Below are 22,049 nucleotides of genomic sequence, written 5' to 3' on the forward strand. Positions count from 1 at the left end.
CCCCGTGGCTCATCCGAGAATACGAAGACTGACGCATTTCCTGGCTGACCGGGTACTGTGCCCCTGGAAAAACCGAGACGAGACAGGATGTGGCCATGAAGGGGATGACCTGTTGGGGTATCTCCGCCGGCCTGCTGCTGGCATGTGCCTCCGCGCCGTCGCAACGAGCAGGCGTCCTTCGGGATGGCTATCCACGCGAGCCGGGAAGCTTCTGCGCGCTGAACCCTGAAGGGTGCCCTCCAGCAGCCGCCTCTCCCTGGCGCGAGTCCGAAAAGGATTCCGAATCTCCAGCGAACAAGCAGACCTGCCTGGCTGCCTGTGATGCTGAAGGAGAAGTGCTCGCGGCATTTTGCCGACGGCTCCGGAATCCCAGAAGGCAGGCCCTGTGCTGGGGAGCAGCAGAGGGCTCCAAGCGCGCATGCCATGGCATGTGTTACGCCATCTACGAATGCGGTGACTCTGACGATTGCCCTGCGGAGGATGAACCATGAAGGACTGGCGCCCGCGGCTCTCCTCCATCAAGGACCCCATCGCTGAAGACTACTGGCACTACATGACCGAGGACGGGACTCAGCGGACCTCCCAGATCATCATTGGCCGACCCGCTCTCGCACCGGATGGGAAGACCTGGTACTGCCCCCTGTTCTTCGAGCACGTCGCCCGAGGCATCAAGTACTCCTACGGCGTCGGGCCCGTGGATGCGCTGATGAACGCGATGTACTTCGTCCGCAGGCGCTTCTACGAGTTCGACGAAGTGACGCCTGGAGCGAAGCCTCCGCGGGCAAAGTCCCCTGCTGCCACCTCGAAAGGGCGTGTGAAGAAGCAGGCAGCGTCCTCCTCCGCCTCAAGACCTCGCGCGAAGAAGCGGGTGGCTTCGCGGAAACCCTCGCGTCAGCGGTCCTGACGAGCCCCATCCCACCCCGCCCCCCTTCCCATCCGCCCCCGCCGTGTACAAATCCGGGAACTGTCGGGTGGCAGGGGGCGCCATGAGGGCCGGCTGGCGCCCCCGTTTTTCCCGCTCCCGGGGCAGCCGTGCGTCCTCCGACTGTACGACGCCGTGCATTTCTCCAGGCCCGTGCCGTCTGTTCCCGTGAAAAGTCTCTCTGCTGCCCCCGAAGCAGTCCCACAGCGTCTGGGACGTGCGAGCGGACCGAGGCTGAGCTAAGCGTCTGCTTGCTCCCCGGGCCCCGCACCGAGCCATCCGCCCGTGGCCTGCTCGCTGGAGGAGGTACCAAGCGATGTCCAACACCGCCGTGCAGAAGAAGCGCCGCTGGCCCTACGTCCTGGGCGGCATCCTCGCGCTCCTCGTCATCATCGTCGCCGTCGCCCTCTGGCGGCTCGACGCCATCCTGCTCAAGACGGCCCGAGACCAGGCCGCCACGTACTCGCAGAAGCTCGGTCGCCCCATCGAGATTGGCGACATCTCCACCAAGCTCTTCCCCACCATCGGCGCGGAAGTGGAGAACGTCACCGTCGGCCCCGCCGAGGGAGAAGAGCTCCCCCTCGCGCAGCTGGCCTCGATTGACATCCGCGTCGCCGCCGGCCCCCTGCTGTCCTCCAGCGGCAAGGACATCCAGGTGAAGAACGCCGAGGTGTCCGGCCTCACCGTCAACGTCGTCCGCTTCCCCGACGGCACCACCAACATCCAGCGCCTCATGAAGCGCCTGGAGGAGCAGTCCCCCAAGGAAGAGGAGAAGCCCGAGGAGGAACAGCCCCCCACCGACCTCTCCGGCGTCCACGTCGAGCGCGCCGCCCTCACCGACGGCACCATCCGCTTCGTGGACCGCTCGGCGGGCGCCCAGGCCCGGGAGCTGGCCGTGAAGGACCTCGACATCGAGGTGAAGGATTTGCGCGTCGGCAAGCCGCTCGTCATCGACCTCGCCGCCGCCGTCCTCGCCGACAAGCAGAACCTCAAGATTGCGGTCAACGCCGCGCCCCTGCCCCCCACCCTCATCCCCACGCCCGAGCGCGTGACGCTCAAGGCCGAGCGCATCGACCTCGCGCCCCTGGGCCCCTTCCTCCCTCCCGACGTGGGCCTCCAGGCCGGCACCGTGGACGCGGACTGGCAGGCGGACCTCGGCGGCGCGGTGCCCGGCGGCAAGGGCCCCACGCGCCTCGTGGGTGTCGTCAAGGCGCTCGGCCTGCGCTTCGCCGGCGCGGAGGGCGGCAAGGCGCTCGACGTGGTGCTCGACACCGACGTGACGGGCGACGTGGCCGTGGGTGACCTGGCGCTCGACAAGCTCAACCTGGACGTGGGCCCCGCGAGCCTCACCGGCAAGGGCCGCGTGAAGGGCCTGCTCACCGAGAAGCCCTCGGTGGAGGGCTTCGAGCTCTTGGGGAAGAACCTCGACCCGGCCGCCATCGCCGAGTACTACCCGCCGCTGCGCAAGCAGCTCAACGGCATGATTGCCGGCCCCATCGGCCTCGCGGTGCGCGGCAGCGGCACGCAGGACGCCCAGGCCATCGACATCGACGTGGACCTGACGCCCGTGCGACTGCGCGTGCCGGCCCAGCTCACCAAGGACGCGGGCGCGAGCATGAAGCTCACCTCCCGCCTCACCGGCGCGGCGGCCAGCGGCGGCGCACTTCGCTTCACCGCCGACGCCAACCTGGACGGCGTGGACCTGCGCCCCGGCCTCCTCGTGAACAAGGCCCCCGGCCAGCGCATGCAGGTGAGCGCCGCCGGCACGTACACGCCGAGCAAGAGTGGCTCCGGCATGAAGGTGGACCTCCCGAAGCTCACGGCGAATCTGCTCGCGGACACCGTGACGGGCAGCGCGTCCTTCGCGCTCGCCGGCCAGGGCAAGAAGCAGACGACGACGTTCGCCGCGGACGTGAAGAGCCAGAAGCTGGACGCGGACGCGCTGCTGATGAACGAAGAGGAAGTCATGGCCCGCACGGGCGGCGCGCCGGTGCCCCCGCCGCCGGATGACCCGACGCGCTTCAACGGCTACCGCGGCGACATCCGCTTCGCGATTGGCGCCCTGCGCTACACGAAGATGGACCTGAGCAACGTGACGGGCGTGGTGAAGATGACCGACGACCTCATCACCGTGGAGAAGTTCTCCTCCGGCCTCTACGGCGGCAAGGTGACGGCGGACGGCACCACCGTGCGCCTGGGCCCGCTGCCGGAGAAGCGCCCCTTCGACGCGAAGGTGAAGGTGGAGGGCGTGGAGATGGCCGAGGCCCTCACCCAGTTCACCCCGCAGAAGGTGATGACGGGCAAGTTCAACGGGAACGTGGACGTGAAGGGCGTGGGCTACACGCCGGACCAACTCCAGCAGACGCTGCTCGGCGCCATCAACGGCAACATCCTGGGCGGCACGCTGCTGGGCAAGGACCTGGTGGCCGCCGTGTCCGAGCCGCTCGCCAAGGCGCTGCCCTTCGCGGCCAAGAGCCTCAAGAGCGACCAGGTGACGTCGCTCGGTGACAACCTGCCCTTCGGCGTGGAAATCAAGAACGGCGTGGCGCAGCTCGAGCGGCCCCTGTCGTGGACGCGGCCCGAGGCGGCGCTGAGCTTCAGCGGCGGCATCCGCCTGGATGGCACGCTGGATTTGACGGGCGGGGTGTCGCTGACGCCGTCCACGGTGAAGACGCTGACGCTCGGGAAGGTGACACCGCCGGAGGCCATCCCCGTGGGCATGAAGGTGACGGGCAAGGCGTGGAAGCCCGAGGTGACGGGCGTGGACGTGAAGCCGGCCGCGACGACGATTGCGAAGCTGGCGGCCTCGTCGCTCGCGGGCAACCTGATTGGCGGCGAGCGCGGCAAGCAGGTGCAGGCCGTCATCGAGGGCGGTGAGGAGAAGGCCCGCGCCGAGGCCGAGGCGAAGAAGAAGGAGCTGGAGGAGAAGGCCGCCGCCGAGCGCGCCCGCCTGGAGGCCGAGGCCAAGAAGAAGGCCGAGGACGAAGCCAAGAAGCGCCTGCGCGGCATCTTCGGCGGGAAGTAGTCCACGTGCTCGGCGCTGGAGCCGGTCGCCACCGTGCGGCCGCTCCGGCGCGGTGCGGGAGCGTGCTGTTCGGAAATGTCGGGACATTTGCGGGCGCCGCGCAAAACCCCCGACATTTCCGAACAGGACGCCGCACAACCGGCTCCGGAGGCCCGCCCCGGCGCTGAGTCACCCTCCCCAGGCCTGAGCGGAGCAGTGCGTCGATGAGCGCGGCCCGAGGCGGGTCAGCGCGTGCCGCCGTCGCCCCTGCCCGGCCGGGGCTGTGAGTCGATGAACGCGGCCACGTCCCACGCCTCCTCCACCGTCAGCAACCCGCCCGAGCCCAGCGGCATGTTCGCGTGGACGAACGGCGCGGACAGGCTCGGGTTGCCCATCCCCGCCTGCGCGTTGAACGAGTTCGGCCCCCACAGCGCCGGCCGGTAGTACGTGCCGTCCGGGTAGCGCCCCTGCCCGTCGCTGCCGTGGCACACGGCGCACTTCTGCTGGAACACGCCCCGGCCCCGGCTCGCGTCTCCGGTGAGCGTCGGAATCGCCGGGTAGCCGCGCGGTGGCGTCTGTGTCCCGTGCCGCTCTGCCCACTGCTCGTCCAGCCACGTCATGTACGTGAGCAGCGCCTGCATGTCCGCGTTGCTGTCGCAGCTCCCCGTGCCGCCGTCGCCGGGCGTGCACAGCGCCTTCCCATTCTCACTGTGCTCGAAGCACGAGTTGATGCGCGCCTGCAGCGCCGGCCCGCCGTCATAGGCCTCGTGCATGCCCACCCACCAGGCGGCATCCGGGTCTCTGCCCTCGCTCAGGTGGCAGCTCGCGCAGTGCAGCTTCGCGCGGGTGTATTGCGGCAGCAGTTCGTAGGTCTGTGCCGCGATGGCCTGCCCGCGCAGCACCTGGGGCCAGTGCTCGCGGTCCCACTGCGTCTGGGGCGACTCCGGCGGCGGGAGCGTGGTCGAGGCGTCCGGCTTCGGCCACGCGTTGTTCAGCGAGAAGGTGAAGTCCGCCGAGATGAACGCCTCCTGCTTCAGCGTCCGCGCCGTGGAGTGGCAGCCGATGCAGGTGGAGGTCTCCTGCACGAAGGTCTCCATGGTGGTGTTCGCCAGCACGGGCCGCGAGACACCGAACACCGTCGTCGGCTGTGGCGCCGCGTACGGCGAGGCCACCGGCACCTGCGTGTCCACCAACTCGTAGTGCTGGAAGACGGAGCCCGCGTCGGCGAGCGCCGCAATGAGGTCCTCGTTCAGCCGCACCACGTCGTCCTTGAACGCGGTGCCTGCGTCGCAGTCCGGCGCGGACGACGGAATCGGCGTCACCCGGACGACCTGGTTGGGCACTCCGGGCTTCGTCTGCCGGTTCGGTACGCAGTCCCGGCACTTCGGGTCGAAGAAGGAGGCGGGCTGGCCCTCGGACTCGCGCACGTTGGCGCGCTGCTCGAAGGTGGACCACACCCACGCCGGGGCGCTGGGCGTCTTCTGCGTGACGTGGAAGCCCACGAGCCCCATGCGCTCGGGATGACAGCCCGTGAGCCGGCCGCCGTCCTCGCCGTCGCAGACGCACGCCGTCACCGTGTGGAAGTACGGCGCTTCCGCCGCGTCCACCGGGCGCCAGGCTGCCTTCACCAGGATGCCGCCGTTCGGGAAGGACACCAGCGTCGCGTCCACCTGCCGCCGCCCGTCATAGAGGCCGTTGTCCAGGATGTGCTCGAACATCGGCCGGTTCATCCGAATCTCGTAGCGCACCAGGTGCCCGCGCCGGTCCGTGAGCGTCGCCGGCAGCCGCCCGTCCGACGCCGCGGCCTGCAACGCGCTGTCCGTCACGTCGTCGATCTTCTCGTCGCGCGTCAGCAACTTCGTCGCGTCCGCGCCACACCCCGAGGGCAGTGGCTGCGTGTCATTCCATCCAGGCGGGCGGCGGCCGTCCGGCAGATAGACTTCGTATGTCTCCTTCCACGTCTCCCAGACGCGCGGGCCCGGCGCGCCCAGCGGCTTGCTCCGGTCCGGCACGCCGCGCTCCGTGTCGCTCGCGGGCCAGTTGAGCGCGATGAACTCCTGCCAGGAGAAGAGGTCCGCCGAGCGCTGCACGGTGGAGGCGGGCTCCTGTTGCACACCGCCCTGAAGGTCGGAGGGCAGGTAGCAGGACAACTGCGGCGGCGTCAGCGGCGTGCACGAAGCGCCGGTCAGCGCCACGCCCGCATCCGGATTCCAGCAGAGGACGGCTGCATGGGCCTGCGCGGTGCCCGGCGGGTGCTCGGGAGTCGCGGCCGGTGTGTTGCGCAGGCACGCGGCCGCCGCGCACAGCACGGCCACGGTGGCCAGGATGGACAGGCTGCGGTGGTTGCTCGGCATCGTCCCCTCCGTCCCGCGTCCGTGGGTGCGACTCCGCCCAGGCGCGGCTCCACCCGGGACAGTAGCCGAAACACCCACCCGGCCCTGCCTGCTTCAGCCTCGAAGCAGCCGGGCGTTTCTGAAACACCATGAAACGCGGGAGAAACACCGTGTCACCCCGAGCACCGGGAGCCAACCCCGCAGGACGAGTGTGGCACGCCCCCTGCTAAGGCCTTGTTCATGTTTCACGTTTCGCCAGGAAGCCCCATGAACACGAGCGAGGATTGCGGCTGCGTGGACCCGGTGACCACGTCCATGTCCGGCGTCGCCTCGCGGCAGGAGCGCCACCGCGTGCTCATCATCGGCGGAGGGACGGCGGGCATCGCCGTGGCCGCCCGGCTCGCTCGCGCGGGGCAGAAGGACGTCGCCGTCCTGGAGCCCTCGAAGCACCACTACTACCAGCCGCTCTGGACGCTGGTGGGCGCGGGTGAGGCCCGCGTCGAGGACTCCGTGCGCGACGAGGCGAGCCTCATCCCCCGGGGCGTGAAGTGGCTCCAGGACGCCGCCGTGGAAGTGGACCCGGTGCGCCAGGAGGTCCGCACCCGAGGGGGCCTGCGCATCGGCTACGACTTCCTCGTCGTCGCGCCCGGCATCCAGCTGGACTGGGACAAGGTCGCGGGCCTGCGCGAGGCGCTGGAGACGGAGCACGTCAGCAGCAACTATGACGTACGGCTCGCCCCGAAGACGTGGCAGCTCATCCAGCGCTTCCAGGGTGGCACCGCCCTCTTCACCCACCCGTCCACGCCGGTGAAGTGCGCCGGGGCGCCGCAGAAAATCATGTACCTGGCCGCGGACCACTTCCGCCGCACCGGCATCACCGAGCGCGCGCACGTGGTCTTCGGCTCGGGCGCCAAGACCCTCTTCGGCGTGAAGCCCTTCGCGGCCGTGCTGGAGGGCGTGGTGAAGCGCTATGGCATCGACGCGCGCTTCGAGCACAACCTCGTCGCCGTGGACGGCGCGAAGCGCGAGGCCACCTTCGAGACCTCCCAGAAGGAGCGCGTCACCGTCTCCTACGATTTGCTCCACGTCACGCCGCCACAGAGTGCGCCGGACTTCATCAAGCGCAGCCCGCTGTCGTGGCGCGAGGGCCCGTGCGCCGGGTGGGTGAAGGCGGACAAGTACACGCTCCAGCATCCGGACTTCCCCAACGTCTTCGCACTGGGCGACGCATCGGACCTGCCCACCAGCCGCACCGGAGCCGCCGTGCGCAAGCAGGCTCCCGTGTTGGTGGACAACCTGCTCGCTGTCATGGCCGGACAGCCGCTCCCCGGACGCTATGACGGCTACGCGTCCTGCCCGCTCACCACCGGGTACGGGAAGCTGCTGCTCGCCGAGTTCGATTACGACGGCAAGCCCACGCCGAGCTTCCCGCTCATCAACACGATTCAGGAGCGGCGCGACATGTGGCTGATGAAGAAGTACGGCCTGCCGCGCCTCTACTGGTCGCTGATGATGCGCGGGCTCGCTTGAGGACATGCCCCTCGGCGTGAGGCCGGGCTATGCATGTCCCGCCCCGGCCGCACCGATGCCCCACTCCCGCCCTCCCTCCACGTCCCGACTCGTCCTGCCCGCCCTGGATGCGCTCGCGGGCCCCGTGCTCCTCGTCGACGGCGAGAGGCGGGTGGCCGCGCTCACCCCAGCGCTGGAGGCGCAGCTCGGCGGCACCGTGCGCGCGGGCACGCCGCTGGCGGAGGTGCTCGCGCCCCACGGTGGCAGCGTGCAACTGGAGACCCTGCTGACGGAGGGCCGCGAGACGGCCGCCCGGCTGCGCGCGGGAGGCCGGGTGCACGGGGTGCGGGTGCGCGCGGTGGCGTTGGCGGAGGGCGCACGGACGCTCGGCCAGGCGCTGCTCGTCACCCTGGACCCGGCGCGCGACTCGGCCAACCCCGCCGAGTTGTTCCACGGACTGTGGACGCAGGACCCCGAGCTCCGGCGCCTCTTCCGCATCGTCGAGAAGGTGGCCCGCACCGAGTCCAGCGTCCTGGTACGCGGCGAGTCGGGCACCGGCAAGGAGCTCATCGCCCACGCGCTGCACGCGCTGTCGCCTCGCAGCAAGGGCCCGTTCCGCGCCATCAACTGCGCGGCGCTCCCTCCGACGCTGCTGGAGAGCGAGCTGTTCGGCCACGTGCGCGGCGCCTTCACCGGCGCGGTGCGCGACAGCCCGGGGCACTTCCGGCTGGCCAACCGCGGCTCGCTGTTCCTGGACGAGGTGGCGGAGATGCCACTGGACCTCCAGGCGAAGATGCTGCGCGTGCTGGAGACTCGCACCGTCATCCCCGTGGGCGGCCGCGAGCCGGTGCCCGTGGACGTGCGCATCATCGCGGCCACCCACCGGGCCCTGCGGCGCGAAGTGGAGGCCGGCCGCTTCCGCGCCGACCTGATGTACCGGCTGCGCGTGGTGCCCGTCTTCCTGCCGTCGCTGCGAGAGCGCCCGGGGGACATCCTCCCGCTGGCCATGCGCTTCCTGGACGAGCTGCACCAACGCGGCCCCCGGCGCGTGGAGCGCTTCTCGCCCGGCGCCCGCCGCCTGCTGGAGGGCCATGCCTGGCCGGGCAACGTGCGCGAACTGCGCAACGTCATGGAGTACGCGTACGTCATCGGTGAAGGGCCCGTGGTGCGCGAGTCCGACCTGCCGCCCGAGTTCTCCGAGCCGCGTGCCGGCGCGCCCATGAGTCCCGTGAGCACCGAGGCCTCGCTGGACCCGGAGCGGGTGCGTGAAGCGCTCGCCCGGGCGGGGGGCAACCGCTCCGAGGCCGCGCGCCTGCTCGGCATCAGCCGCGTCACCCTCTGGCGCCGGCTGCGTGACCTGGGAGAGGGTGGCACCCGATGAGCGGGGACTGTTTCACCGCGGTGTTTCAGCCGTTACACCCGGCCACGCGCGGCACCGTGGGACGGTGGGCCGGACCGGCCGCTCCGCGCCCACGGGCGGGAGTCGCCGGAGACACGCACCTCCCTCTGGACGGAGCGCGTGTGTGGCTCGCGATGAAGGGTAGCCCTCGCGCCCCATCTCATGTCTTCTCCGTGTCTGGCACGGTGCTGGCAATCCGAGCACAGGACTCAACCCAAGCATGAGGTGGACCATGCTGTTCCGGCAGCTCTTCGACGCCGAGAGCTCGACCTACACGTACCTGCTGGCGGACGAGGCCACGCGCGAGGCGGCACTCATCGACCCGGTGCTGGAGCAGGTGGAGCGTGACTTGCGGCTGGTGGAGGAGCTGGGGCTGAAGCTCGTCCTGGTGCTGGAGACGCACGTCCACGCCGACCACGTCACCGGCGCGGGCCTGCTGCGGGAGCGGACGGGCGCCACGGTGGTGGCCTCGGCACGGGGCGCGCCGTGTGTGGACAGGCAGGTGGCCCATGGGGACGGGGTGCACCTGGGCCACCTGGAGCTGAAGGTGCTGGAGACGCCGGGGCACACCGACGACAGCCTCAGCTACCTGTGCGAGGGCCGGCTCTTCACTGGTGACGCGCTGCTCATCCGCGCCACCGGGCGCACCGATTTCCAGAATGGCGACCCGGGCCAGCTCTACGACTCCATCACCGACCGCCTCTTCACCCTGCCCGAGGACACCGTGGTGCACCCGGGCCACGACTACGCCGGCCACGCGCTGTCCACCATCGGCGAGGAGAAGCGCCACAACCCCCGCCTCGCCGGCAAGACGCGCGACGCCTTCATCGCGTTCATGAAGAGCCGCCAGCTCCCTCCCCCGAAGAAGCTGGACGTCGCGGTGCCCGCCAATCGCGCGTGCGGCCACACCGGGCCCCAGCCGAGGGTCTGAAGCCGCCGAGCAAGCAGGCCCTCCACGCCCGCGCGGGAGCGTGAATCCCGCGCCGCTCCTTCCGGCTCTCACCGGAAGGGGCACCGACCCTTCATCCACCACCGGCTCGCGCCTCTCCGAGGACGCGAGATGGAGCCTCTCATGCCTACTCTCTACGACAGCGCCACTCCGAACCCCGCCGGCTACCGCGACGTGGACGTGCGCCAGCTCGCGGCGCTCCCCGCCACGGCCCACCTCCAGCGGGTGGACGTGCGCGAGCCCTCCGAGTTCGACGGCCTCCTCGGCCACCTCGACGGCGCGCGCCTCGTGCCGCTGGCCACCGTGCGGCACGCGGCCGCCGAGTGGCCGCTCGACGCGGACGTGCTGCTGGTGTGCCGCTCCGGGGGGCGCTCGGCGAAGGCGGCCGCGCAACTGGTGGAGCTGGGCTTCACGCGGGTGATGAACCTGCGCGGCGGCATGCTCGCGTGGAACACCGTGGAGCTGCCCGTGGTGCGGCCGACGTCGGGCCCACCGCCCGCGCTGACGCGGGTGCTCGATGAATTGCTCGTGGGCCTGCACCGCGCCATTGCTCCGGAGACACCCGCTCCCATCTACGGGCAGGGCCCGTCACGGGAGGCACTGACCGCCCTGCTCGACACGCTCCAGGCCTCGCCCCCACGGACGGTCCGCGACACCGAGGGCTTCGAGCTACTGCTGCGAGAGTGCCGGGATTTGCTCGCCGTCGCGCGGCCGGAGGGCCGGCATTGATGCTGTACGTGGGCATCGCCGCATCACTGCTCGTGGGGGTGTTGCTGGGGTTGCTCGGCGGTGGAGGCTCCATCCTCACCGTGCCGCTGCTGGTGTACGTGCTGGGCGTGGAGCCCCGGACGGCCATCGCCATGTCGCTGGTGGTGGTGGGCGTCACCAGCGCCAGCGGCGCCGTGCTCCATGCGCGGGCCGGACGGGTGCGGTGGCGCACGGCGCTCGTGTTCGGCGCGGGAGGCATGACCGGCGCATTCCTGGGCGGGCGACTCAACCCGCTCCTCCCCGCCGCCGCGCTGCTGCTGCTCTTCGCGGGCATCATGGTCGCCGCCGCCACGGCGATGCTGCGTCGCAAGGAGGCGCCTCCCTCATCCGCGAGCACCGCCACTGCCGAGGAGCCCACGTTGCCGGTGGCGCGCATCCTCGCCCAGGGCCTCGCGGTGGGCCTGCTGTCGGGCCTGGTGGGCGCGGGCGGTGGCTTCCTCATCGTCCCCGCGCTGGCGCTGGTGGGACTGCCCACCCCGGTGGCCACCGCCACGTCGCTCGTGGTCATCGCCCTCCAGTGCGCCGCGGGCTTCGTGGGACACCTGGGCCACGTGCAGCTCCCGTGGGCCCTCACCGGCGCGGTGCTCGTGGCGGCGATGACGGGCAGCCTCGTGGGCGGGCGGCTCGCGGGGCGCGTGTCGCCGGCCTCGCTGCGCAGGGGCTTCGCCGTGTTCGTGCTCGCCACCGCCGCGTTCCTCCTGGTGGCGCAGGCGCCGGCCCCGATGCGCGCCGCGCTGGCACAAGCGGGCGCCTGGCCATGGCTGGTGGCCGGCACCGGCGTGGGCCTGCCGCTGACGCTGTGGCGCCTGCACCTGGCCCGGCAGCGCTAGGAGTGAGCAGTCCCTCCCCTCCTGTGCCAGGGCCGGGAGGGCCCGCCGTCCGCCGTTGAAGGCGACACCTCGGGCACCACAATCGTTGACCCGTGCCCGCGCCGCGCGGAGAGTCGCGGCATGACGCTGAGACCCATCGCCGAAGTGGGCGCCGAGCTGGGCCTGTCCCAAGACCACGTGCTGCCCTGGGGCACGAACCGCGCGAAGGTGTCGCTGGACGCGCTCGGGAAGCAGGGCGGGAAACAGGGCCGCCTGGTGCTCGTGTCCGCCATCAACCCCACGCCTCCGGGCGAGGGGAAGACCACCATGTCCGTGGCCCTGGCCATGGGCCTGCGCAAACGCGGGCGCCGCGCGGTGGCCGCCCTGCGCGAGCCGTCCCTGGGCCCCGTCTTCGGCGTGAAGGGCGGAGGCACCGGCGGCGGACAGGCCAGCCTGGAGCCCGCGGCCGACATCAACCTGCACTTCACCGGCGACCTGCACGCGATTACCAGCGCCAACAACCTGCTCGCCGCGCTGGTGGACAACGCCGTGTATTACGGCCAGCCGGTGGCCATCGACTCCACGCGCGTGCGCTGGCGGCGCGCCATGGACATGAATGACCGGTTCCTGCGCAACGTCATCGTCGGCCTGGGCGGCAAGGCGCACGGCGTGCCGCGCGAGGCCGCGTTCGACATCACCGCCGCCAGCGAGGTCATGGCCATCCTCGCCCTGTCCGACGGGCTCAAGGACCTGGAGACGCGGCTGGCCCGCATCGTCGTGGGCCACTCGCCAGACGGCAAGCCGGTGCGCGCTCGGGACGTGGACGCGGCGGCGGCCATGGTGGCGGTGCTCAAGGACGCGCTCATGCCCAACCTCGTGCAGACGCGCGAGGGCGGACCGGCGCTGGTGCACGCGGGGCCCTTCGGCAACATCGCGCACGGGTGCAGCTCCGTGCTGGGCACGCGGATGGGCCTGGCCTACGCGGACGAGGTGGTGACGGAGGCCGGCTTCGGCTTCGACCTGGGCGCGGAGAAGTTCCTCGACATCAAGTGCCGGACCGCGGGCATCTGGCCCCGGGGCGTGATGCTGGTGGTGACGCTGCGCGCGCTGAAGCACCACGGCGGTGCGGCCGCCGCGCGCGTCGCCGAGCCCGACCGCGAGGCGCTGGTGCGCGGCTTCGCCCACCTGGAGAAGCACCTGGAGTCGGTGGCGGCCTTCGGCCTGCCGGCCGTCATGTGCGTCAACCGCTTCCCGCAGGACACGGAGGCGGAGCTGGATGAATTGCGCGCCTTCGGCCGGGAGCGCGGCGTGGAGATGGCCGTGTGCGAGGGCTTCTCGCGCGGCGGTGACGGCTCGCTGGAGCTGGCGGACCGCGTGCTGGAGATGCTGGACCGCACGGACGCCGCTCCGCCTCGTCCGCGCTTCCTCTACGAGCTGACACAGAGCCCCGAAGAGAAGGTCCGCGCGATTGCCCGCACGGTGTACGGCGCGGACGACGTGGCCTTCACGGCGGGGGCGATGAAGGACTTGCAGATGGTGCGCGAGCTGGGTGGCGCGGAGCTGCCGGTGTGCATGGCGAAGACGCACCTGTCGCTGTCGGATGACCCGGCGAAGCCGGGGCGGCCTCGCGGCTTCACGCTGACGGTGCGCGAGGTGCGGCTGTCCGCGGGCGCGGGCTTCATGGTGGCACTCACGGGCGACATCCTCACCATGCCCGGCCTGCCTCGCGAGCCTGCGGCCCGCCGCATCACCGTGCACGATGACGGCCGCATCACCGGGCTGATGCAGGGCGAATGAGCTTGAAGACACCACGGAGGAAGTCATGAAGCAGCAGCTCGCGGGAGCCGTTGTCCTCGTGTCACTGGTCACCACGGCCTGCGCCGGTCCGGGAGCTTCCGGACGCGCGCCGTCCACGGAGGAAGCACCCGCCGCCACGGCGAAGGCGGCGTTGTCACCGGCCGAGGCGCGCGAGTCGCTTCGCGCCGCCGAAGCCGCGCTGGCCGACGCGATGGCGAAGAAGGGGTCCGCGGAGGGCATCGCCGCGTCCGCCGCCCCAGATGCATTGCTGCTGCTGGAAGGGCAGTACACGCTGCGCGGTGTCGACGCCATCCGCGCGAAGCTCTCCGCCGAGCCGCTGGAGCGGGACGGCGTCCTCAGCGCGGAGGCCCTGGTCTGGGACGTGAGCGCGGACGGACGGATGGGGTACGCGGTGGGCCAGGTGCTGCTCGACTCGACGGGTGGCGCGGCGGGAGGTGCCGCGGCTCCAGGAGCGGCCGGAGCGACAGCAGCGCCCGGTGCCACAACCCCTCCCGCGCCCGGCGTCTCCTCTCCTGGAGCGCCCGCCGCACCTGGAGCCTCTGCCGCGCCAGCGGCCCCTGGAGCGCCCGGAGCGCCGCCCAAGATGAAGCCCGGCAAGCGCTACCAGCGCTACCTCACGGTGTGGACGCGGACGCCGGAAGGCCCGTGGCTGCTCGCGGCCGCCGTGCTCGGCAGGGCTCGCGGTCCGCTCGCCGTGCCGCCTTCCTTCTCGGCGGGGTCCACCGACACGGCGCCCATCGCGTCCGCGGCGTCCTCGGACGTGCTCGCGGAAGTGTTCGCCGCCGACTCCGCCTTCTCCGAGCAGTCCGCGCGCGACGGCATGGGCCAGGCCTTCGTCACCTGGGCCGCGCCCAACGCGGTGATTCCCGGCGGCCCCAGCGGCCTCTTCGGCCACGAGGCCATCAAGGAAGGCTACGGGCCCATCCCCCGAGAGGTGAGTCTGCGCTGGGAGCCGAAGCTCGGCGGCGCCGCCAGCTCGGGTGATATGGCCTACACCGTGGGCCGCGCCGTTTCCGTCTCACCTGGCCCGGACAAGAATCCGGAAACCCACTACGTGAAGTACCTCTCCGTCTGGCGCCGGCAGCCCGACGGCCAGTGGCGCTACGTCGCCGACAGCGGCAACGGCAACCCGGGCCCGGACGGCCCGTGATTCGTCGGTAGCGCCCTTCAGAGCCCGAAGCAGGCCGGGGCGCCACCTCCACGGTGGCGCCCTCACGGCCGCATTCAGCAGCTCAGACGCGGAACGTTGTCGACAGGTCCTTCAGCTGACCCAGCGACGTGTTGATGGACATCACGGCCTCCTCGGCCGTCATCGTCGCCGTCACCACGTCCGCCATCATCGTCGACAGCTGCGTCATCACCTCGGTCATCTGCGCGATGCCGGCGTTCTGCTGGGTGACGGAGGCGACAATCTGCCGGGCGGCCTGGCTGCTCTCCTGCACCACCGTGGTGATGTCCTTCAGCGTGTTCGCCGAAGAGAGCACCTGCTCGATGCCCTCCTCCATCTTCTGGCTGTCACCCTCCGCGATGGACACCGTCTGGCGGATGGCCTGGTTGATTTCGAGGAGAATCTTGCCGATGCGCTGCGTGCTCTGCAGCGACTGACCGCTGAGCGAGCGCATCTCGCGCGCCACCACCGCGAAGCCCCGGCCCTCCTCGCCCGCGCGCGCGGCTTCAATGGCCGCGTTCAGCGCCAGCACGTTGGACTGGTCCGCCAGGTCCTTCACGCTGCTGATGATTTCACCCGCGTGCACGGCCTGGTCGCTCAGGTGCGCGATGCTGCCCACCAGCGCGCCCACCCGCTGGCGAATCTGCTGGAGCCCCTCTGCGCTCTGCTCAATCGACTGCTGGCCCGAGGAGCTGAACGCGTCCGCCTGCGCCGCCACCTTCAGCACCATCTCCGCGCGGCTGGCCGCCATGCTGGACGTCTGCGCGATTTCGGCAATCGTGGTGCTCGCCTCGGTGAGGCTGCGGGACTGGTTGGTGAGGAAGTTCACCTGGTCCTGGCTGGCCTGTGTCAGGCGCCCGGCCGCCGCGGACAGGTCCGTCACCACCGAGGCGATGGTGCTCGGCACGCTGCGCAGCCGGTCCACCATCACCTTGAAGCCGCGCGCCAGCTCGCCCACCTCGTCCTGCGCGCTCGTGTCGATGGCCTGCGTGAGGTCACCCTCCTGCGCAATCCGCGTGGCCACCGCCGTCAGCTTGCCCACCGGCACCGTCACCTCGCGGTGCAGCCAGAGCGCCAGCAGCACCGTCAGGGTGATGCCCGCCACCACCAGCACGATGACCAGCACCTGCATGGTGATTTGCAGCCCCTTCAGCTCGTCGTACGCGACGCCGATGGTCTGCGCGTCCTCCTCCGCGGCCTGCTTGAACGCGCCGTGGAGCGACTGGTAGGCGGCCTCGAGCTTCGCGCGCGCGGCGTCCGCCTGCGCGTCACCCTTCACCGCGAGCGCCAGGGCCTGCTCGGCATCCGCCCAGTACGCCGTCAGCGCGCCCTTGAGCGCGTCGGCCCGCTCCACCTTCGCGCCCGACACCTCGCGCGCCAGGTCGAGCTTCACCTGCAGCTCCTTCAGCTCCGTGCGCAGCGGCTCCAGCCCGCCCTCCGCCTTGCGCGTCACCTCGGCCATGACGCCGCGGTGGAGCCCCGGGTAGCGGAGGTTCACCTCACGGCTCAGCTCGATGGTGGGCACGTGGGAGGAGTTGATGCGTTCGTACACACGGCCCGACAGCATGCCCAGCGTGACGAAGGCCACGAGGATGGCGACGAGGAACACGCCGGCCACCGCGGGCACCACCATCATCTTCTGCATCAACTTCAGCTTCAGACGCACCGGGCGCCCTCCCTACCGTGAGCGGTCCCCGGGCCTTCCAAGCTCTCGCCATTCCCGGCCAGAGCCCGGCAATTGAAGCGGGGCCCCGAGCAGGGCCTGCTGCGCCAGCACATGTCGCCTTCCTTCCGCGGGCCCCAAATGAGTGGGGCCCCCCGATGCCCGGGCGGACCGCTGATCCGCCGCGCGCCGTAGGATACCGGACTCAGCGCCCCGCTGCTAAGCCCCTACGCCCGGTACCACCCCGGGGGCACGTCAAGTCAAAGCGTCGTGGGGGGCCTCGCCTCCCGAAGCGGGGCGATCAGCCGGATGCGGCCAGGGCGTGGCACCCCCGCGACGGGGGTACGGGCAGGGTGGGGCTCCATCCGGCACCTGCTTCCGGGAGCGACCGTCGGGCGGGCAGCGCGGCGGCGGCTCCTCTGCCCGCCCGGCGGTCCGACAGGCTCGGGGCCGTCACGGCACGCCATCGTCACCGGGGGGCTCGCGAGCCTCGGGCCTCGGGGACGGACGGCCGTGGGCCCCGGACCTCGACCCCGGCTCGCACCCACCGGAGGCTTCACCTTGCCTGGGCCGCCTCCGCCCGTGAGGACACGAGGGCCTGCTCGGATTCCACCAGCAGTGCGTGGACCGCGGTGGCCGAGGGCGCCCGCAGCAGCGCTTCACGGAGGGATGCGGCGTGCAGCATCCCGGCGATGCGGGCCAGGACGTTGAGGTGCAGGCCCGCGGTGTCCGGCGGCGACACCAGCCCCACGAAGATGCGAATCAGCCCGTCCTCGGGCTCACCGAAGGCCAGCCCGCCCCGATGGAACCCCACGCAGGTGATGATGCCCGGCACCCGTGCAATCCGGCAGTGGGGGACGGCCACACCGCCCACCATGGCCGTGCTGCCCAGCTGCTCACGCTCCAGCAGCCGCGCCGCCAGCTCCCGCACGGGCACCCCCGCGCGCGGCGCCAGCAACTCCGCCAGCTCCGCCAGCACCTCGTCCCGGTTGCGAGCCCGCAGCGACGGGCGGATGGCGTCCACTCCGAGAAAGTCCGTCCACCGCAACATGGCTTGCCTCCCGTGGCGGCGTCCGCCGCCCGTGCGAAAAGATGTGTCTCGGGCCTCCGCGCGGCACGCGTCTTCTCTGGAGCTCAGACGTCAGGTGCCGTCCGCTCACGCCCGAAGAGGACGATGCATGCGGCGAGCACGCGCGGGGTGAAGCGGTCCCCTCTTCAGCGGAGTGCACGCGTGCGCAGGCGGGCCTGCTCGAGGCAGGCGCCCTGGCACTCGGGGAAGAGCAGCAGGAAGCGAGCCTGGTCATGGCAGCGGTCGAGGAACGCGTCCGAGGGGTCTTTCAGACAGAGCTGCTCGAAGCCCTTCCACGACTGCTGGAAGAGGGCCTCGCGGGCGGCCGGCTCCATCGAGTGGATGGCGCGACGCTCGGAGACCCACCACCCGGAGATGGCGAACAGCAGCGCGCCCAGCACGAGCGCCCCCAGCACGCCCGCCCCCCAGCGGCGGGACGGGCCGCGAGTCACCTCCCTTTCATTCGGGAGAGGGCTGCGTGTGGAGGGCTCGGATTCGACCAGATGGGGACGCATTCACCCCGTCCACAACGCAAGCCTCGTGCCGCGGGTACGGCCCCGGCTTCACGAGGGAGCTGCTCCCGACGGGTGTCCCGCGGCCGTGCAAACGGCAAGGACTGTCCGCCCGACGCCGTGCATCCTCCACGTCCCGCGAGGGTCCGCCTAGCGAGTGGGTTGCGGCAGCATCGGAGCGACCTCCTGCTTGCACGCCTCGTCGCATTCGGGGAAGCGGACGAGGAAGTCGGCCTGCTTCGCACAGCGTCCCTGGAAGGCCTTCTTCACGCCCGCGTCGCTCAGGCACATCAACCGGATGCTGTCTCGCGTCTCCTGGAACAAGGCCGCCCGCTGCGCGGGGGACATGGCGTTCAGGGCCCGGTTCTCTCCTCCCTGGAGGTACAGCCACACCGCGCCGAGCACGAGCAGCACCACGCTCAGCACCACCACCTGGCGGACCCGCTTCTCCCCTTCCGAGGGCGGACGGTCCCTGGTGAAGATGTTGTCGTCGCCACCGTCTCCCGGCGGGGTGCCGCCGGCCATCATCCCATTCAGACGCATACCCCTCCTGTTTCACTGCAACGCGGCGACCAAAGCCAGCACGCTCCCTCCCGGGTGTGCACGAGCCGTCATCCGCCAGGGGATTGCGAACTGCAAGCACCGAGGCCCCGGCGGTTGCGAAGTGCGGTGTGCGCGGCGCGGGCGACACCGGGCTGCCCTCGGGAGCACCGCCGCCGTGCAGACCGCACGGCGGGGCGCGCGTCCTGCATCTAGGATTGACCCATGGATGCACGAACGGACGCGACGCCCGCCGTGGGGGAGCGCCCCATGCGGGTGCTGGTGGTGGATGACGAACGCAACATCCGCGCCACCCTGAGGGTGTGCCTGGAGGGTTTCGGGTGCGAGGTGCGCGAGGCGGCGACCCCCGAGGCGGCCCTGGCGGCGCTCGCCCAGGGGCCCGCCGACCTGGCCTTCGTGGACCTGCGGCTGGGCACCTCCAGCGGGTTGGACCTGCTGCCCCGGCTGCTCGCCGAGTCGCCCAACCTGGACGTGGTGCTCATCACCGCCTACGCGACGTTCGACACGGCGGTGGAGGCGGTGCGGCGAGGCGCGCGCGACTACCTGCCCAAGCCCTTCACCCCGGCGCAGATTCGCCACGTGCTGGACCGCTCACGCTCGCACCGCGAGCTGTCGTCGCAGCTGGAGAGCCTGGAGGGACAGCTCGCGCAGGCCGTGCCGGAGGCCACGCTGGAGACGGCCTCCCAGGCGATGCACGCGGCCATCGGGCTCATCACCCGCGCGGCGGCGTCCGACGCGGCGGTGCTGCTGCGGGGCGAGAGCGGCACCGGCAAGGGCGTGCTGGCGCGGGCACTGCACTCCATGAGCGCGCGGCGGCGCCGGCCCTTCGTCACCGTCAACTGCCCCACGCTGTCCGAGCAACTGCTGGCCAGCGAGCTGTTCGGCCACGTGCGCGGCGCCTTCACCGGCGCGGTGAGGGACCAGCCCGGGCGGGTGGAGCAGGCGGAAGGAGGCACGCTGTTCCTGGACGAAATCGCGGAGATGAGCCCCGCGCTCCAGGCGCAGTTGTTGCGCTTCCTCCAGGAGAAGCAGTTCGAGCGGCTGGGCGAGGGGCGCACGCGCAAGGCGGACGTGCGGGTGGTGGCGGCCACCAACAGGGATTTGGAGCAGGACGTGGCGTCGGGGCGCTTCCGCGAGGACCTGATGTACCGGCTGAACGTCATCGAGGTGAAGCTGCCAGCGCTGCGCGAGCGGCCGGAGGACCTGCTGCCGCTGGCACGCAGATTCGTGGCCTTCTTCGCGAAGGCGGCGCAGCGGCCCGCGCCGGAGCTGTCGCCCGCCACGCAGAAGATGCTGCTGGCGTACGCCTGGCCGGGCAACGTGCGCGAGCTGCGCAACGCCATGGAGCGCGCGCTCATCGTCTGGCCGGCGGACGTGCTGGAGCCGCAGGCCTTCCCGGAACGCATTGCCGCGGCGGGCGGCTCGGTGATGACGCTGGGCGGGCCGCACACGCTGGAGGAGGTGGAGCGCGAGCACATCCTGCGCGTCATGTCCTCGGCGCCCACGCTGGACGAGGCGGCGCGGGTGCTCGGCATCGATGCGTCCACGCTGTGGCGCAAGCGGAAGAAGTACGAGGCGGGTCCTTCCGGCGAGGGGTGAAGCGCCGCGGGCCCCGGGCAGGCAGACCTTGGTCCGCTCGGTGGAATATCCGCGGAAAGGCCCCGTGCATCGGGGGTGGGGAGCATGCGAGGCCCCGCGCGCCCGTGCCAGTGATTGCGACGCCCAGCGGTCGTGCGGACGTTGGATGGGACAGGACCCCCAGACAAGGAGCGCATCCGTGGACGTCATTGACCTGTTGATTCAGCAGCACCGCGAGGTCGACGCGCTGTTCGAGGCCTTCCGGAATGCCCAGGACGACGCGAGCAGGAAGGAATTGTGCATCCAGCTCGCGGAGGCGCTCACGCTGCACTCCACGATTGAAGAGCGGTGGATCTACCCCGTCGCGCGCCGGGTGATTGGCGAGGACAAGATTCAGCACTCGGTGGACGAGCACGGCGAGATGAAGAGCATCATCGCCGACATGCTCCGCGCGCGGAACGACGTGAACGGGCTGGCGGCGAAGGTGGGTGAGTTGGAGAAGGTGGTGAAGGCCCACGTGGCCGACGAGGAGAAGAACGTGCTGCCGCAGTTCGGGCAGAAGGTGACCGAGAAGGAGATCGGCATGTCGTGTAACGACATCGTCCGCACCGCCTCCGCCGTCCGCCGCGAGGAGATGAACAAGCTGGAGGGACAGGCCAACGCCTGAGGATCTGAGCGGCTCTAGAAGCCCCGGATTGCGCTTGAGACGGATGTCGTGGACTTTTCAAGTCCACACTGGGATGGGCACTTGCAGTTGCGTCGTTTGTGCCCATCCTGTACAGCATGACTCATCCTGTTGAGCGCTCCCGGAGTTCCCATGTCCCCGCCCGAGTCCGACGCTCCATCCACCGTGCTCGCGCATGTCTCGGAGCCCATCGCGGCAAATGAGGCAAGCCTGGGGCAGGTACAGCAGCTCGCGAAGCTCATCACCGAGACGCTTCAGGGCCAGGGCACCCAGCCGCGCTTCTCACTGCTTGGGCCCAACCACGAGGCGCTGCCGCTCCCCAGGGACGTGCTGACACTGCTCCAGCAACTCCTGGCCGTCCTGGCTTCGGGCGATGCCGTCTCCATCGTCCCCGTCCACAAAGAACTCACCACGCAGCAGGCCGCCAACCTGCTCAACGTGTCGCGCCAATACCTCGTGCAGCTCCTCGACGAGGGGAAGATTCCCTTCCACCGCACGGGCACGCACCGGCGCCTCCTCACCCAGGACGTGCTCGCCTACCGCACCAGGCGGGATGCGGAACGCCGCGCCATCCTCACGGCGATGGTTCAGGAAACGCAGGAGGCAGGAGGCTACCCCGAACTCGAAGAGTAGTATCCTCGGCATGTGACCCGTGAGGTCACCTCGCGGAGCAGCATGGAGCTGCACGTCGAGTGGTCGTCCTGAGCCCATCCGTGCTCCATGCCCCCTTCCCGGTCATCCTCGATGCGAACGTCCTCCTCCCGCTGGGCCTGTGCGACACGCTGCTGGGAGGGGCTGAAGCAGGGCTCATCCAGATCTACTGGACGGAGCACATCCTCGATGAGGTTCAACGCAACCTCGTGAAGGAGCTCGGTCTGACCGAACGCAACGCCGCCCGTCGTGTCGCGGCCATGCGAGGTGCGTTTCCCGAAGCGATGCTCACGGGCTACGAGTGGCTCATCCCGGTCATGCGGAACCATCCGAAGGACCGGCATGTCCTGGCCGCGGCCGTGCACATCGGCGCGCAGACCATCGTCACGAGCAACCTGCGTGACTTCAAGGCCGAACACCTGCCGAAGCACATGCGAGCTCGAGCCCCGGACGTCTTCCTCCAGAACCTGTTGAGCCAGGCTCCAGAGGTCATGCTCGACGTGCTGCACCGTCAGGCCTCGAGGTTGAAGAACCCGCCCATTTCCTTCGAACGATTGCTGGATGGACTGGCCCGTTCCGTACCCGGGTTCATCAAGGAGGTTCGCGGCCTGCTGCCGCCTCCTCCCTTCACGCAGCAGTGAAGCGGACCTC

18 protein-coding genes are annotated in these 22,049 nt (G+C 70.7%); 13 read left to right on the top strand and 5 right to left on the bottom strand.

The window, feature by feature from the left end:
* The first annotated feature begins 487 nt into the window (after positions 1 to 487).
* The gene (locus OV427_RS19525) at positions 488 to 904 is read left to right on the top strand and encodes a hypothetical protein (protein WP_267857636.1); all 417 of its coding nucleotides are present in this window, start codon (positions 488 to 490) and stop codon (positions 902 to 904) included.
* A 334-nt stretch (positions 905 to 1,238) separates the two neighbouring features.
* A complete protein-coding gene (locus OV427_RS19530) occupies positions 1,239 to 3,947 on the top strand; it encodes an AsmA family protein (protein ID WP_267857637.1) in 2,709 nt (902 codons plus the stop codon).
* A gap of 224 nt (positions 3,948 to 4,171) precedes the next feature.
* Here the strand turns inward: OV427_RS19530 and OV427_RS19535 are convergent, their stop codons facing one another.
* Entirely contained in the window at positions 4,172 to 6,280 is a 2,109-nt protein-coding gene (locus tag OV427_RS19535) for a c-type cytochrome (protein WP_267857638.1), read from the bottom strand.
* A 246-nt stretch (positions 6,281 to 6,526) separates the two neighbouring features.
* Between OV427_RS19535 and OV427_RS19540 the strand changes: the two genes are divergently transcribed.
* From OV427_RS19540 to OV427_RS19570, 7 genes are all read left to right on the top strand, one after another.
* Entirely contained in the window at positions 6,527 to 7,789 is a 1,263-nt protein-coding gene (locus OV427_RS19540) for an NAD(P)/FAD-dependent oxidoreductase (protein WP_267857639.1), read from the top strand.
* 55 nt (positions 7,790 to 7,844) lie between these two features.
* Entirely contained in the window at positions 7,845 to 9,149 is a 1,305-nt protein-coding gene (locus tag OV427_RS19545; protein WP_267857640.1) for a sigma-54 interaction domain-containing protein, read from the top strand.
* Positions 9,150 to 9,399: 250 nt separating this feature from the next.
* Positions 9,400 to 10,098 carry an MBL fold metallo-hydrolase gene (locus tag OV427_RS19550; RefSeq protein ID WP_267863448.1) on the top strand — a complete coding sequence of 233 codons (699 nt, stop codon included), beginning with the start codon at positions 9,400 to 9,402 and terminating at the stop codon, positions 10,096 to 10,098.
* Positions 10,099 to 10,239: 141 nt separating this feature from the next.
* Positions 10,240 to 10,845, top strand: coding sequence for a rhodanese-like domain-containing protein (locus tag OV427_RS19555; RefSeq protein ID WP_267857641.1), 606 nt, complete (start codon positions 10,240 to 10,242; stop codon positions 10,843 to 10,845).
* Positions 10,845 to 11,714, top strand: a complete 870-nt coding sequence (locus OV427_RS19560) for a sulfite exporter TauE/SafE family protein (RefSeq protein WP_267863449.1) — start codon at positions 10,845 to 10,847, stop codon at positions 11,712 to 11,714. Before OV427_RS19555 ends, OV427_RS19560 begins: the two co-directional genes overlap by 1 nt.
* 120 nt (positions 11,715 to 11,834) lie before the next feature.
* Positions 11,835 to 13,490, top strand: a complete 1,656-nt coding sequence (locus OV427_RS19565; RefSeq protein ID WP_267857642.1) for a formate--tetrahydrofolate ligase — start codon at positions 11,835 to 11,837, stop codon at positions 13,488 to 13,490.
* 25 nt (positions 13,491 to 13,515) lie between these two features.
* Complete coding sequence (locus OV427_RS19570; RefSeq protein ID WP_267857643.1) at positions 13,516 to 14,661, top strand: YybH family protein; 1,146 nt, start codon at positions 13,516 to 13,518, stop codon at positions 14,659 to 14,661.
* An 82-nt stretch (positions 14,662 to 14,743) separates the two neighbouring features.
* Here OV427_RS19570 and OV427_RS19575 read toward each other — a convergent pair whose 3' ends face one another.
* The 4 genes from OV427_RS19575 to OV427_RS19590 form a co-directional block, all read right to left on the bottom strand.
* Positions 14,744 to 16,345 carry a methyl-accepting chemotaxis protein gene (locus tag OV427_RS19575; protein ID WP_267857644.1) on the bottom strand — a complete coding sequence of 534 codons (1,602 nt, stop codon included), beginning with the start codon at positions 16,343 to 16,345 and terminating at the stop codon, positions 14,744 to 14,746.
* Between the two features lie 553 nt (positions 16,346 to 16,898).
* A complete protein-coding gene (locus OV427_RS19580; protein ID WP_267857645.1) occupies positions 16,899 to 17,393 on the bottom strand; it encodes a PTS sugar transporter subunit IIA in 495 nt (164 codons plus the stop codon).
* 164 nt (positions 17,394 to 17,557) lie between these two features.
* Positions 17,558 to 17,863 (bottom strand): hypothetical protein, encoded by a 306-nt coding sequence (locus tag OV427_RS19585; RefSeq protein WP_267857646.1) that lies wholly within the window; start codon positions 17,861 to 17,863, stop codon positions 17,558 to 17,560.
* Between the two features lie 210 nt (positions 17,864 to 18,073).
* Positions 18,074 to 18,466: a hypothetical protein gene (locus OV427_RS19590; RefSeq protein WP_267857647.1), complete on the bottom strand. Its 393-nt coding sequence runs from the start codon at positions 18,464 to 18,466 to the stop codon at positions 18,074 to 18,076.
* 267 nt (positions 18,467 to 18,733) lie between these two features.
* Here OV427_RS19590 and OV427_RS19595 point away from each other — a divergent pair, with 267 nt between their 5' ends.
* The 4 genes from OV427_RS19595 to OV427_RS19610 all read left to right on the top strand — a co-directional run bounded on the left by OV427_RS19595 (position 18,734) and on the right by OV427_RS19610 (position 22,039).
* Entirely contained in the window at positions 18,734 to 20,083 is a 1,350-nt protein-coding gene (locus OV427_RS19595) for a sigma-54-dependent transcriptional regulator (protein WP_267863450.1), read from the top strand.
* 178 nt (positions 20,084 to 20,261) lie between these two features.
* Positions 20,262 to 20,729: a hemerythrin domain-containing protein gene (locus OV427_RS19600; protein WP_267857648.1), complete on the top strand. Its 468-nt coding sequence runs from the start codon at positions 20,262 to 20,264 to the stop codon at positions 20,727 to 20,729.
* Positions 20,730 to 20,879: 150 nt separating this feature from the next.
* Positions 20,880 to 21,380: a helix-turn-helix domain-containing protein gene (locus OV427_RS19605; RefSeq protein WP_267857649.1), complete on the top strand. Its 501-nt coding sequence runs from the start codon at positions 20,880 to 20,882 to the stop codon at positions 21,378 to 21,380.
* 80 nt (positions 21,381 to 21,460) lie between these two features.
* Positions 21,461 to 22,039 (top strand): PIN domain-containing protein, encoded by a 579-nt coding sequence (locus OV427_RS19610; RefSeq protein WP_267857650.1) that lies wholly within the window; start codon positions 21,461 to 21,463, stop codon positions 22,037 to 22,039.
* Positions 22,040 to 22,049: the final 10 nt, after the last annotated feature.

Origin of the sequence: Pyxidicoccus sp. MSG2 (genome assembly GCF_026626705.1) — a bacterium.
Lineage (GTDB): Bacteria > Myxococcota > Myxococcia > Myxococcales > Myxococcaceae > Myxococcus.